Annotated in this window: 11 protein-coding genes; 3 read left to right on the forward strand and 8 right to left on the reverse strand. The window is 67.9% G+C overall.

The features are described from left to right. Positions 1–265: 265 nt before the first annotated feature. From JTJ31_RS06765 to JTJ31_RS06780, 4 genes are all read right to left on the reverse strand, one after another. Positions 266–718 carry a cupin domain-containing protein gene (locus JTJ31_RS06765; RefSeq protein ID WP_207537882.1) on the reverse strand — a complete coding sequence of 151 codons (453 nt, stop codon included), beginning with the start codon at positions 716–718 and terminating at the stop codon, positions 266–268. 116 nt (positions 719–834) lie between these two features. Continuing rightward, positions 835–2,235 (reverse strand): hypothetical protein, encoded by a 1,401-nt coding sequence (locus tag JTJ31_RS06770; protein WP_207537883.1) that lies wholly within the window; start codon positions 2,233–2,235, stop codon positions 835–837. Beyond that, complete coding sequence (locus JTJ31_RS06775) at positions 2,229–3,152, reverse strand: DUF6384 family protein (RefSeq protein ID WP_207537884.1); 924 nt, start codon at positions 3,150–3,152, stop codon at positions 2,229–2,231. Before JTJ31_RS06775 ends, JTJ31_RS06770 begins: the two co-directional genes overlap by 7 nt. Then, on the reverse strand, positions 3,142–4,344 hold the full coding sequence (locus JTJ31_RS06780; RefSeq protein ID WP_207537885.1) for a hypothetical protein: 1,203 nt from the start codon (positions 4,342–4,344) through the stop codon (positions 3,142–3,144). Before JTJ31_RS06780 ends, JTJ31_RS06775 begins: the two co-directional genes overlap by 11 nt. Before the next feature lie 245 nt (positions 4,345–4,589). On the opposite strand from JTJ31_RS06780, the gene katG reads away from it, so the two are divergent. After that, positions 4,590–6,812 (forward strand): catalase/peroxidase HPI, encoded by a 2,223-nt coding sequence (katG, locus tag JTJ31_RS06785; protein WP_408015391.1) that lies wholly within the window; start codon positions 4,590–4,592, stop codon positions 6,810–6,812. A 52-nt stretch (positions 6,813–6,864) separates the two neighbouring features. After that, on the forward strand, positions 6,865–7,959 hold the full coding sequence (locus JTJ31_RS06790; RefSeq protein ID WP_207537887.1) for a glycosyltransferase: 1,095 nt from the start codon (positions 6,865–6,867) through the stop codon (positions 7,957–7,959). 1 nt (position 7,960) lies between these two features. Here the strand turns inward: JTJ31_RS06790 and JTJ31_RS06795 are convergent, their stop codons facing one another. The 4 genes from JTJ31_RS06795 to JTJ31_RS06810 form a co-directional block, all read right to left on the reverse strand. Continuing rightward, on the reverse strand, positions 7,961–9,136 hold the full coding sequence (locus JTJ31_RS06795; RefSeq protein ID WP_207537888.1) for a radical SAM protein: 1,176 nt from the start codon (positions 9,134–9,136) through the stop codon (positions 7,961–7,963). Beyond that, positions 9,133–10,191: a radical SAM protein gene (locus tag JTJ31_RS06800; protein ID WP_207537889.1), complete on the reverse strand. Its 1,059-nt coding sequence runs from the start codon at positions 10,189–10,191 to the stop codon at positions 9,133–9,135. Before JTJ31_RS06800 ends, JTJ31_RS06795 begins: the two co-directional genes overlap by 4 nt. Before the next feature lie 400 nt (positions 10,192–10,591). Next, on the reverse strand, positions 10,592–11,464 hold the full coding sequence (locus JTJ31_RS06805) for a DUF305 domain-containing protein (protein ID WP_207537890.1): 873 nt from the start codon (positions 11,462–11,464) through the stop codon (positions 10,592–10,594). Positions 11,465–11,522: 58 nt separating this feature from the next. Beyond that, positions 11,523–12,335: a glutaredoxin family protein gene (locus JTJ31_RS06810; protein WP_236019964.1), complete on the reverse strand. Its 813-nt coding sequence runs from the start codon at positions 12,333–12,335 to the stop codon at positions 11,523–11,525. Between the two features lie 47 nt (positions 12,336–12,382). On the opposite strand from JTJ31_RS06810, the gene JTJ31_RS06815 reads away from it, so the two are divergent. Then, positions 12,383–12,820, forward strand: coding sequence for a MerR family transcriptional regulator (locus JTJ31_RS06815; protein WP_207537891.1), 438 nt, complete (start codon positions 12,383–12,385; stop codon positions 12,818–12,820). Positions 12,821–12,822: the final 2 nt, after the last annotated feature.

Consider the following 12,822-nt stretch of genomic DNA (forward strand, 5'->3'; position numbering starts at 1 on the left):
AGGCGGGGGCGGGGGAGGAGATGGTGGTCATGGTCTGGGTCCTTTGGCTCTCGGTGGGTCCCGTGCTGCGGGAGTGAGGCCATGCTACCGATCCAGCATGATCGGCCCAGACAATAGAGGCGATGAAGGCGATAGAGGACGTCTATGGGAGCGAAGGCACCTTGGCCAACATCACGTGGCATGACTGGGTGCGCACACAACCCCGGCCTGCCTTCAACCTAAGTGGTGCCCGACGCGTCCCCGACGGGCACCGCGTGTCGTAGTGTCAGTCCACCCATTCCGGCTCGGCGACGGGCTCGAGGTCGGGCAGATTCACCACCACCTCCTCGATACCCGAGCGGACCAGGGCGCAATGCAGTTCCTCGGTGGCGGAGGCATTGATCTCCTGGTGCGGCACGTAGGGCGGCACCAAGAAGAAGTCGCCCGCCTTGGCCTCGGTGATGAACTCCAGCCGGTCGCCCCAGCGCATATGCGCCGTGCCACTGATAATGTAGATCACGCTCTCCAGCGCACCATGATGATGCGCGCCCGTGCGTGAATTAGGGCGGATGCGGTTCGTTCCGGCCCAGAGCGCGGTGGAGCCGGTGCGAGAGCCACTGATCGCCACTTCACGGTTCATGCCCAACGTCTCTGGCGTATCGCAGCTCTTTTCCGCGCTCTTCACGCGGCGAATTCCCTTGGAGCGCCAATCGACCTTGCGCACGTCGCCATCCGGCATGGTTCATCCTCCTGTCGCCCGGCGAGGCGCCGGCTTCTACGATCAACGTAGATTCCGCGCCTTTCTGCGTCAAATACCTAATATTTCAACGACGATAGAGTGTTATTAGACAGAGATCAAAAGGATCCGCCGGTCCGGAACCCCCCGCCTCCGATGGTGCCGCCTGTCCGGAAGCCGCCTCCACCAAAGCCGCCGCCATCGCCCCAGGGCCCACCCCAAGGTCCACCTCCACCCGGGATTCGGTGCTGCTCCATCCGGTCCCAGAACCCGCCGCGGCTGAGCGCCCCAGCGAGCACCTGCCCCAGCAGCAACCCGAGCAGCGCCTCACTACCCATGTTCCAATGATCCTGGCTGTAGCCGCGCTGCCGCATCTCCTGCCGCAGCGCCAGCAGCTGCTCCACGTGCTCGCGGGCGGTCTGCGCCTCCAGCCGCCGCATGGCGATCTGCTGTTCCAGCTCCGCCCGCTCCTGCCGCAGCGGGATCATCTGCGCCACCAGCGCGTCATCCTCGGGTGTCGGGGTGCGCTCCGCCGCCTCGCGCAGCGTGCGCAGGCTTTCCGCCGCCAGCGCCTGGGCGAGCAGGGCCGAGGCCTCCTGCGTCGCCGCATCCTCGCCGGCAGCGAGGGCCGCGCGGCGGCGCTCCGTCTCCGCCAGCGCGGCATGCGCGGCTTCCAGCGCATCCTCCGCCTGTTCCAGGGCGGCGCGCAGCGTGGCGGCTTCCCCTTCCTCCGGCAGGTCGGCGGCGTTGCGGCGTTCATGCGCGAGGAGGGCAGCTCCGGCCTCCCTGACCTCCTCCTCCATGCGGCGCGCATGCTCCGCCAGGCGCTCGGGCAATTCGTCGAGCAGGGCAAAGGCGCGGCGCGCCGGCTCGAACCGCGCCACTCGCGCCACGAACCCGTCCAGCATCCGCGTCAGCGTCCCGGCGCGGTAGCGCGCGGTGCCATAGCCGCGCTCCCACAGATAGGCGAAGAGCGGATCGGCGAGGTAGGGCGCGCCCTTGGCTGCCCGGTCCTCGCGCGCGAAGCCCGCCTTCTGCGCGGCATGGCCGGCGATGCGCGCTGCCTCCTGCGCCCGGTCGCGCAGCCGGTTCCATTCCGGGTCGGCGGCAAGCCGCGCGCGGGCCTCCTCCATCGCCGCCTTGAAGCGCGCTTCCACCGCCCGCAGCCGCTCTGCGGCCGCGTCGCGCTCCCGTGTCCGCTCCTCCATCGCGGCGCGGCGGGATTCCGCCTCGCCCTCGGCAGCTTCGGTGGCGCGTTCGCGCTCTTCCAGCAGCGCCCGGACGCGGCGCTCGGCATCGCCCAGGCGATGAAGATCGGCATCACCACCCTCGCCCAGCGCGGCGAGGCGCAGCCGCGCGAGGTCGCGCACCGCACGGGCATCAGCAGCACGGAGCGTGTCCAGGCGGGCCGTGATGCGATCCGCCTCGGCCTGGGCCGCCGCGGCCTCGCGCTCGGCGCGCCGGAGCCGCTCGTCGAAGCGCTGCAAAAGCTGACGGCCGTCGAGCGTCTCGACTACCATTGCAGGATCGCCCCGCCTGTCGTGCTGATGCTCCATTCCGGCGCCAGCGTGCCGGCGCGCTTGCGCCCGACCACCGGGTCGCCGATCACGCCATCCTGCAGCTTGTCGCGCCGCACGCGCTCGAACTCCTCCGCCGAGACGCGCAGCCCCCATCGGCTGGTGACGGCGCGGCGGCCATCCTCCTCCGAGGTGACGGGGATCTCCACCGGCTGACCGTCGCGCCCGACCGCCTCGACGATCAGGTAGAAATTTCGCGCGCGCGGATTGGCCTGCGGCACGCGCCACACGCCGGAAGGCTCGCCGGGGCGTGACACGATGCGCACCGTGTAGTCGCGCGCCAGCGTGGCCTGCAATTCGCGCAGCCGCGCCAGACGATCGCGCGCATCCTCCAGGGCACCAGCCTGCGCCGCGGCCTGCCCTTCGGCCACCAGACGGTCGGCTTCGCCCAGCGCCTCTGCATTGCCGGTGGCGGCGATGCGCTCCCGCTCGGCGCGCAGCGCCTCGGGGATGCCGGTGGAGAGCTCGATGCGCTGCGCCGCCTCCCGACGCTCGGCCGGCAGATGGAGGCCGAAATACCACCCCGCCCCCAGCAGGACGACCGCGCCGAGCGTCAGGAGGAGCGTGCGGCCCCAGCGGGCGCGCGTGACCCAGAGCATCGCCAGGGTACGCGCGAAGGAGGGCGGCGTGGGCTGGTAGGTGAAGCGCTGCTCCTCCAGCGCGGCAACACCCTGATCGAGGATGCGATCGGGCACCTCGATGCCCTGGGTGGCGTAGATCTCGCGCAGCCGCGCCTTCAGGCGGTCGCGCCGCTCCTCGCCACGAAGCTCCCGTTCGACCAGCCGCTCGGCGTGGCGGAGCGTGTCCACCACGTCCATCGCCAGCATGGTCTCATCGAGGGCCGGGGCGTCAGGCGGCATTGGCGGGGAGCGCCGTTCCCTCCCGCGCCAGCCGGGCCAGGCGCCGCTTCGCCTCCTCGACGGAGCGGCTGATCTCCTGGCTGTTCTCCGTCGCGGCGCGGCGCATCTCGTCGATGATCTCGCGCGAGCGTTCCTGGTAGGCGACGACGGAATCCACGAGGCGCTTCACCGCCTCCGCGCGGATGGTCGGGCCATAGCCGGCGCGCAGCGCCTCCTCCTGCACCTTGCCGCCGATCTCGGCCAGCACCTCCAGGCTCTGGTTCACCCCGGACTTCATGCCCTCCAGCGTGCGCGTGCTCTCGTGCAGCCCGTGCAGCCCGGTGAAGGTGGCGGTGAGCGCCGTCAGCACCGCCTCGTTGGTGGAGAAGAAGGCGACGGATTGCTGCCACACCCGCTCCTTGGCGCTGGTGGTCTGCACCAGCCGCGCCATGATCACCTCGGAGGTGTTGTAGGAGACGGTGAGGTTGTCCGAGAGGTCCTTCGCGACCTGATACACCCCCTCCTCGGCCTGGAGCTTGCGCAGCGCCTCGTCCCGCGTCAGTTCGAGCCGGGCGCGCTCGGGCGGCGCGGCCTGGCTGGCGGCCTCCACCTCCTGCGAGGCGCGGTCCATCGCCTCGCGCGCCGTGCGCAGCCGCGCCTCGGCCTTCTGCAGCACCTCGTAGGCCATCACCTCGGCCTCCTTCAGCGCGCCGCGGAAGTCGCGATAGGCTTCGAGGATCGCGTGCTCGCGGTCCACCTGTTCCTTGGTGTCGCGCGTCACCTCGACATAGGTGCCGCGGATCGCGTCGAAGCGGCCGGCGATGTCGCCGCGCGTCACCTTCTGCCAGATGTTGGACAGGCGCTCCACCGTCGAGATGCGTCCATCCTCCACCTGCTTCACCATCTCGCGCGCGTCGTCGCGGATGGAGTTGAAGGCATTGGTGATGTCCTCGTAGCGGGTTCCGATCTCCACGCCGCGCACCTGTTCGCGCACCATCTCGTTGAAATGCGTCGCCTGGACCAGCACGCGCGCGATCAGCGCCACGCGGTCGGGGTCGAGGTCGCTGACCTTCTGCAGAAGCCCGATGATCGGGTTCTGCTCTGCCGCGCCGGGTTCCGGCAGGGGCAGGCCCATGTCGCGCAGCGCCATCATCGCCTTGTCGAGGTAGCGCATGGGCTGCCCGATGCCGGTTCCGCTCGTTTCGTTCGCCATGGCCTGCCTTGGCCTCCCTCTCGCCACGCGCTGTCCTAGCCGCGACGCTCAAAAGACCCTGCCGGAGTGAAGGGTTGCACCAGGACAGGATCCTCACTTGGAAGCTAGCCCGGCATCCCAGGCTGGAAGCCCGCAGCAAAGCGGGTCAATCGAACTTCTCGATGACATCAATCAGGAAAAATCGTTTCCAGCGATTACGCACCCTCCCTAGGCTGCGCTCCAGCGATTCAGGAAGGAACGACTCCATGGACACGAATCAACCAAGCGGCCCTCTGAGCTGCCCCATGAAGAAGCCGGGCGCGCTGCGCTCGCTGCTCGGGCGGACCAACCGCGACTGGTGGCCGAACCAGCTTTCGCTCGACATCCTTCACCAGAAGGGTCGCACCGGGAATCCGATGGGCGACGGCTTCAACTACCGCAAGGAATTCCTGACCCTCGACTACGAGGCGGTGAAGCAGGATCTGCGCGCGCTGATGACCGACAGCCAGCCCTGGTGGCCCGCCGACTATGGCCACTATGGCCCGTTCTTCATCCGCATGGCCTGGCACAGCGCAGGCACCTACCGCACGGGCGATGGCCGTGGCGGCTCCTCTTCCGGCGGGCAGCGCTTCGCGCCGCTGAATTCCTGGCCCGACAACGCCAATCTGGACAAGGCGCGGCGCCTCCTCTGGCCCATCAAGCAGAAATACGGCCAGAAGCTCTCCTGGGCCGACCTGATGATCCTCACCGGCAATGTCGCCATCGAATCCATGGGCGGTCCGGTCTTCGGCTTCGGCGGCGGGCGCGAGGATGTGTGGGAGCCCGAGAAGGACATCTACTGGGGCACCGAGGAGGAGTGGCTCGGCGACACGCGCATCGACCCCTCGGCGGAGAAGGTGCTGGAAAGCCCGCTCGCCGCGATCCAGATGGGCCTGATCTACGTGAACCCGGAAGGCCCGGGCGGCGTGCCCGACCCGGCCGCATCGGCGCGCGACATGCGCGAGACCTTCGCGCGCATGGGCATGAACGACGAGGAGACGGTGGCGCTGACCGCCGGCGGCCACACCTTCGGCAAGTGCCATGGCGCGGGCGACGCCAAGAAGATCGGCGCGGAGCCTGAGGGCGCGGACATCGCGCAGCAGGGGCTGGGCTGGCAGAGCGGCCATGAGAGCGGCTTCGGCGACCACACCATCACCAGCGGTCTGGAAGGCGCCTGGACGCCCACCCCGACGCAGTGGGACAACAGCTACTTCCACATGCTGCTGGACTACGAGTACGAGCTGGTGGAAAGCCCGGCCGGCGCCAAGCAGTGGCAGCCGATCAACCAGAAGCCCGAGGATATGGCGCCAGGCGCGCACAGCCCGGACAAGCGCCTGCCGACCATGATGACCACGGCCGACATGGCGCTGAAGGTGGACCCGAAATACCGCGTGATCTCCGAGCGGTTCCGCGCCAATCCGGGCGAGTTCGCCGACGCCTTCGCCCGCGCCTGGTTCAAGCTGTGCCACCGCGACATGGGGCCGAAGGTCCGCTACCTCGGCCCCGAGGTCCCGGCGGAGGATCTGATCTGGCAGGACCCGATCCCGGCGGCCGACTATGCGCCGATCGACGAGGCCGACGTCGCTGCGCTGAAGCGGAAGATCCTCGACTCTGGCCTGTCCACCGCCGAGCTCGTGGCGACTGCCTGGGCCTCGGCCTCCACCTATCGCGGCTCGGACCACCGGGGTGGCGCCAATGGCGCGCGCATCCGCCTCGCGCCGCAGAAGGACTGGGAGGTGAACGAGCCTGCTCGCCTAGCCAAGGTGCTGAAGGTCTATGAGGGCATCAAGGCGGAGTTCGACGGCGCGGCGAAGGGCGGCAAGAAGGTCTCGCTGGCCGATCTGATCGTCCTCGGCGGCACCGCCGCGGTGGAGAAGGCGGCGAAGGATGCGGGCCACGACGTGCAGGTGCCCTTTGCCCCCGGCCGCACCGACGCCTCGGCCGAGCAGACCGACGCCGAGAGCTTCGACGTGCTGGAGCCCAAGGCTGACGGGTTCCGCAACTACCTCCAGGTCTCGTTCAACGTGCCGACGGAGGAGCTGCTGGTGGACCGCGCGCAGCTTCTCGGCCTCAACGGGCCGGAAATGACGGTGCTGGTCGGCGGACTGCGCGTGCTGGGCGCCAACCACGGCGGTTCGAAGCACGGCGTCCTCACCGACCGGCCGGGGCAGCTCACCAACGACTTCTTCGTGAACCTGCTCGACATGGGCACGGCGTGGAAGATGGTGGACGGGGAAGGGGACGAGACCTTCGCTGGCACCTGCCGCAAGACCGACCAGCGCAAGTGGACCGCGACGCGCACCGACCTCGCCTTCGGCGCCAACTCGCAGCTTCGCGCGCTGAGCGAGGTTTACGCTTCGGCCGATGCCGGGCGGAAGTTCGTGCAAGACTTCATCGCCGCCTGGACGAAGGTGATGAACGCCGACCGCTTCGACCTGCGGCGGCCGTGAAGCAACGTGGCGCGGCGGGCCTCGTCCCGCCGCCCGCATCCCTCAGGACAGGATGACCAAGGTCGTCCACCTCCTCAGCGGCCTCGCCATCGGCGGCAAGGAACGCGCGGCGCTGCGGCTCGCGCGACGGGGGCTGCGCGAAGGGCAGCATCACGCGCTGGTGCTGTTCGACCACCCTTTCCGCAGCCCGGAAACCGATTTCGATCCGGGTGCGGTCCGGACCCACTTCCTTCCGCGGGGCGGTGGGCTGGACCTGCGCTTCGCCTGGCGGCTGGCGCGGTTGCTTCAGCGCCTGGATACAGAGATCGTCCACGCGCACAACGACACGGCGCTGTTCTACGCCGCCCTGGCATCCCGGCTTCTCCTCAGGCGGCCGCCACGGACCGTCGCGACATTCCACACCTGGCCCACCCATGCCACCGCCCGCGCGCGGTGTCTGAACCGCCTGGCCTCCCACATCGCCGAGGTCGCGGCAGTTTCCGACGAGCTCTCCGAGCGGCTCCGCAGGGCAGGCTGGCTCGGCCCATGCTCGACGATCTGGAACGGGGTGGACCAGAGCGAGTTCTTTCCCGCCCCGCCGCCACAAGCCTGGCGAGGAAAGCTAGGCATCCCGGACGATGCGGTCCTCGTCGGGCATGTGGCGCGTTTCGATCCCATCAAGCGGCACGCCGACCTGCTGGAGGCCGCGACCATGCTGGCCCGCACGGCGCTACAGGTCGTCTTTCTGCTGGTGGGCCAAGGACACTTGGCGGAGCAGGTCAGGCGGGATGCCGCCGGGCTGGAGAATATCCGCTTCCTTCCCCAGGCGACGGACATGGCGACGCTGATGCGTGGCCTGGACCTGATCACGCTGTGCTCAGCCCACGAAGCGGCGCCGCTGGTGCTTCTCGAGGGCATGGCTTGCGGAGTGCCGGTCGTCGCAACCCATGTCGGCGGGATCCCCTACATGGTCGGCACCGGCGATGACGCGGGCGGGCTGCTCGTACCGCCCTTCGACCCTTCCTCGCTCGCTGGGGCGATCAGGCACCTGGCTGCGCATCCGGAGGAGCGGGCGCGCCTCGGCGCCGCTGCATTGCGGCGGGCCGCCGCCTTTTCCTTCGATGCCGAATGGTCCGCCTATAACAGGCTGTATCGCGGCGCCGCCTAGGTCACGTGGTTTCCTGGGGCAAGGTGGCGTAGCGGATTCGGCTTGGTAGATGCTTCTGGATGCGGCTGTCGCGCTCGCAGTGGCAGTTCGGGCAATTCAGCTGGAACGCGTCGCGCGCCGCCTGGCGATGCCCCGGCGTGAAAAGCATGTCCCGCAGTGGATTCTCGCGGATATTGCCCATCTTGAAGGTCACGTAGCAAAGCTGCACCGAGCCATCGGCGCCGACCCAGATGAGGTTGCTCGCGTCGCAGGGGATGCGCATGTCCGGTCCCTTGAGCAGCCAGTCCGGGATGGAGTGGATGCTCGCCAGGCTCTCACGCACCCGCAGCGGATTCGTCTGCTTGAGGCGGCTGAGCTCGGCGACGACGCGGCGGATCTCCGGCTCCTGCTCCTGCGTGAAGTGCAGCCCGCCCTCCTGGCCATCGGTGAAATAGGGCAGGGAGTAGTGGATGAGGTCCGTGTGGAAGCTCATGTCGAATCGCTCGGCGAAGTCCCAGGCCGCGCGCAGCGCCTCGACCGTGCAGGTCGGACGCATGATGAGGTAGTTGAGCTGCAGCGACAGCGCATTTCCGTAGCGGGCGCGCGCGTAGGTCAGCCCCTCCTCCAGCCGCGCGAAGGAAGCCTTGCGGTTGACGTAGCTGTCGTAATTCGCCTCGGTGCCATAGAAGCCGATGGTGATGTTCCGCAGCCCGGCCTCGAAAAGCGCGTCGATCTTCTGCCGGAGCAGGGTGCCGTTCGTCGTGACATAGGTCGCAAGGCCGAGGCCCACCGAATGCTGGATCATGTCCGGCAGCTGCTTGTGCAGCAGCGGCTCGCCGCCATAGAGCCGGACCAGCTCGATCCCGCCCGCCTTGGCATCGTCGAGGATGCCGCGCACCTCAGCCAGCGAAAGCTGCTGGCCCACCATGAAGTCGCGGCCGTAGCGGCATCCGGTGCAGCGCAAATTGCAATTCGCGGTGACAGCGACCGTGATGCGCCGCGGCCGGGGCTGGATCACCGAAGGGACCACTTGGCCGATCGAGTGCTCCACCAGGCCGATGCCCTGCTCGATCTGCCGCAAGCTCCGCTTGAGGGCCGGCATGGAACGGGCGGCGGAACGGGCCGCATCGCGCATATTGTCCGTCAGGCGCCGGAGCGTGGCTCCGGAGCGATGATCGATCGTGAGGATCCGGGTCAAGCCTGTGTCGCCTCCCCTGCGAGCATGCGGCCGTAGCGGCGCATGGATGGGACGTCCTTCTGGATGCGCGTCTGCGCCTTGCAGGTGCAGTTCGGGCAGTTGAGCTTGAAGCCGTCGCGGGCGGCCTGCGCGTGCGCCTCAGTGAACAACAAGTCACGCATGCGATGGATGTTGACGTTGCCGAGCGGCAGCGCGACGTCGCAAAGCTGCAAGGTGCCGTCGGCGCCAATCCAGAGCAGCTCATAGGCATCGCAGGGGACGCGCATGTCCGGCCCCTTCAGCAGCCAGTCAGGCACCGATCGGATGAATTCCACCGAGTGCAGGAAGCGTTCGGGCTCCGATCGCTTGAGGGCAAGCAGGGCGCGTGTCACCGCCTCGACGCGCGGACGGTCGTCGGGCTGAAGCTGAAGATCGGCCTCGCGGTCCTGCACGAAGAACGGGGCGGCGTAGTTCGCGAGGTCGATGTGGAAAAACATGTCGTACTTGCGGGCGAAGGACCAAGCCAGTTCCAGATCGGCGAGGTTGCAGGTCTCGCGGATCAGCACGAAGTTGAGCTGCAGCTCGAAAGCCTTGCCGTAGCGGCTCCTGACCTCCGACAGGCTGCGTTCGAGACGTTCGAAATGTCCCCGGCGGCGCGTGTAGTCATCATAGCGCTGGCCGATGCCGTAGAAGCCGATGGTGGCGAGCCGTAGGCCCGCGTCAAACAGTGCAGGGATCTTCGGGCCGAGATGCGTGCCATTGGTGGTCACGTAGGGGCGCAGGCCGAGGGCGATGGAATGCCGGACCATGGCCGGCAGCTCGGGATGCAGGAGCGGCTCGCCCCCATAGAACCGCACGCGGTCGATCCCGGCCTCCCGCGCATCGTCGAGCACGGAGCGGATCGTCTCGAAGGAAAGGCGTTCGCCAGCCATGAAGTCGCGCCCGTAGCGGCAACCCTTGCAGCGCAGGTTGCAATCCGCCGTGACGGCGATGGTCAACTGACGAGGCTTGGGCTGGATGACGCCCGGAGCCCAGCGTGCGACCGAATGCCGCAGCTGGGCTGCGGCTTGGTCCACGCGCTTGGCCGCTGTCCTGACCAGCGGAAACGGACCGAGCGCTTGAGCGGCGGCTCTCGAGATGGAAATGCGCTTCACCACCAAAGCAGCCCCACACCTCGGTGGTGTCGTGAGCCGGATCGAGGACGTGCCCTTTTATGCATTGACGTAATGCTCGGGCAAGAATCGTCCACAAGGCAAGTCAATAAGTAAGATTATCTATTTTTTCCACATTAGCATGCGCAGGCATGGGAAAACCCTGCGACAAAGCCTGATTTATGATTCACCGTCGGCGCTCAGCGCTGTCGTCGCGCCGCAGAGTGACCAGAGCCGGCGGAGCGGGATGCAAGCCTGTGGATGACTTCATCGCCGCCTCGACCAAGGTGCCGAACGCCGCCTGCTTCGTGACGGGATCCCTCGTTCAGTGGTGATGCTGCTGCGTCCCTTGTACAGCGGCGGGGCGGCGCGATGTGAACCGGCGCTCCGTGCGCGGCTGCGCCATTCCATGGTCATGCGCCGGCGCAGGAGCGGTATGCGCAGCATGGCCGCCCATCTCCCGATGGCCCTCCATGCCGTGGATCTCGGACGGGTCGATGCGCACCAGATCCGCATCGCCAGGATAGGCCGCGACGATGTTGCGCATCAGCGCTATCTCCTGCGACTGGTCGGTGACGATGTCCACGTTGAGCAGCGCCAGGAAGGTGTTGCGCGCCTGCGGGTTGACGTTGAAGCGACGCGCCATGTCGAGCGCAGCCGAATGGTGGATGATCATCGCCTTGGCGAAGCGCACGTCGCGCTCGCCCACCTCGCCGCCGACATAGGCGAGGTTGGGGATGGGCGCGCGGATGTAGCGCCACTGATTCGCCAACCCCTCCGTGCCGATTGGCCGCACCGCTGCGCGGGCAATGCCCAGGCTTGCCGTGGTGACGGGTTCGTCGAGCAGACGCGCCACTTCGTCCAGCAGTCGGATCTCGTGCGTCTGGTTGACGATGATGGCACGGGCGAGGGAACGCAGCGCCGGGTTCCGCGCCGCCGGGTCGCGCAAATACGTCTCGGACATGGAAAGCGCGCCCGCGTGGTGCGGGCGCATGCCGCGCACATAATCCCGGTCGGCTTCGATCGCTGCGGCAAAAGCGACGCGCGGTTCCGCGCCGCGCGGCAGGATGCGCGCGTCCCACCAGGTCAGCGTCGCCGCCGCATCCTGGGGATCATATTCCTCCGACACGCTGGCATGACCGGGGCTGGACACGACGAGCGCGAGGATCGTGGCGACGCTCAGCAGGGTGGTCCGCATGGCTTGTTTCCTTGCTCCTTGGGATAAGGAAGTGGCTTGCCGCACGAGGCAGCGGGCTTCACATCGCGTGGCCTGCACCGGCTCCCAGTCCGGACGCGGAGAGCGCCATCCAGACGGCCATGGCGATCATCATCAGGTTCTCGGTGAGCGAGACGAAGCCAAGCGGCACGTTGCTCGACCCGCCGACGCAGGCGCATTTCAGTTCGCGCCGGTCGAGATAGACCGCCTTGAACACGGAGGCCGCGCCGATCGTGCCGATGAACAACGCCACGGGCACCGATAGCCAAGTGAGTGCGCCTGCCACCATCAGCACCCCCGCCAACCCCTCCGCGAAGGGGTAGACGTAGCTGTAAGGCACCCAGCGCTGCGCCAGCAGGTCATAGTTCAGGAACATGGTGGCGAAGCCCTCGATGTTTTGGAGCTTCAGCAGCGCCAGCACGACCATCGAGAAGCCGATGAACCATTCCGCCGCGCGAAGGGTAAAGGGGCTGCCGGTCACGGCATGGCTCGCCGCCATCGCCATCAAGGCGGTCATGGCGAAGAGCGCGATCACTGGGCGGTAGCTGGTCGCCTTCGGGTCGACGACGGTCTTGCCCAGGAAGCGGCGCAGATCGTCATGGCCGCCGATGCGCGCGCCGCCGATGAAGATCTGTGGCGTGGTCGCCACGCCGTGCTGCGCCTTGAACGCCTCCACCTGCTCGCGCGTGGTGAGGTGATGGTCCTCGACCTCATAGCCGGAGCGTCGCAGCAGATCCTTGGCCTTCAGCCCGTAGGGACAGACATGGCCGGGCATCACCATGCGGTGGATGACCGCCTTCTTCGCCGCCGCGTCGCGGCTCACCGTGGGTGAGGGAATGGTTGTGGCCGACATGTCCGGTTTCCTTGAAATCACGTCGGCCCGGATATAGGTTCTGTACCATGGTACGGAGTCAAGAGGGCAATTCGCGGCCCGCCTCCCATTCCCAAGGCACCGCCGCGCTGACCATCGGCGAGCTCGCCGCGGCCGGGGGCGTGGGCGTGGAAACAATCCGCTTCTACCAGCGCAGGGGCCTGCTGGAGACGCCGGACCGCGCCGGTGGCATCCGCCACTACGGCCAAGCCTATCTGCGGCGCCTCCGCTTCATTCGGCAGGCGCAGATGGCGGGATTCACGCTGGAGGAAATCCGCGAGCTGCTCGACCTCGATGCCAGCGAGGATCGCAGCCGCGCCCGTGAGCTTGCAAAGAACCGCGTCGAAGCCCTCGATGCCAAGATTGCCGAGCTTCAGCGCGCCCGCGATGCCCTCCGCCGTCTGGCCAAGGAATGCGGGGAAGGAAGCACCGGACCCTGCCCCATCCTGGCTTCCTTCGACGCCTGACG

Origin of the sequence: Sabulicella rubraurantiaca (genome assembly GCF_017355885.1) — a bacterium.
Taxonomy (GTDB): domain Bacteria; phylum Pseudomonadota; class Alphaproteobacteria; order Acetobacterales; family Acetobacteraceae; genus Roseococcus; species Roseococcus rubraurantiacus.

Excerpts from the sequence above, each read along its gene's own strand:
- JTJ31_RS06765 (WP_207537882.1), bottom strand. The coding sequence starts at position 718 with ATGCCGGATGGCGACGTGCGCAAGGTCGATTGGCGCTCCAAGGGAATT.
- JTJ31_RS06770 (WP_207537883.1), bottom strand. The coding sequence starts at position 2,235 with ATGGTAGTCGAGACGCTCGACGGCCGTCAGCTTTTGCAGCGCTTCGAC.
- JTJ31_RS06775 (WP_207537884.1), bottom strand. The coding sequence starts at position 3,152 with ATGCCGCCTGACGCCCCGGCCCTCGATGAGACCATGCTGGCGATGGAC.
- JTJ31_RS06780 (WP_207537885.1), bottom strand. The coding sequence starts at position 4,344 with ATGGCGAACGAAACGAGCGGAACCGGCATCGGGCAGCCCATGCGCTAC.
- katG (WP_408015391.1), top strand. The coding sequence starts at position 4,590 with ATGGACACGAATCAACCAAGCGGCCCTCTGAGCTGCCCCATGAAGAAG.
- JTJ31_RS06790 (WP_207537887.1), top strand. The coding sequence starts at position 6,865 with ATGACCAAGGTCGTCCACCTCCTCAGCGGCCTCGCCATCGGCGGCAAG.
- JTJ31_RS06805 (WP_207537890.1), bottom strand. The coding sequence starts at position 11,464 with ATGCGGACCACCCTGCTGAGCGTCGCCACGATCCTCGCGCTCGTCGTG.
- JTJ31_RS06810 (WP_236019964.1), bottom strand. The coding sequence starts at position 12,335 with ATGTCGGCCACAACCATTCCCTCACCCACGGTGAGCCGCGACGCGGCG.
- JTJ31_RS06815 (WP_207537891.1), top strand. The coding sequence starts at position 12,383 with ATGGTACGGAGTCAAGAGGGCAATTCGCGGCCCGCCTCCCATTCCCAA.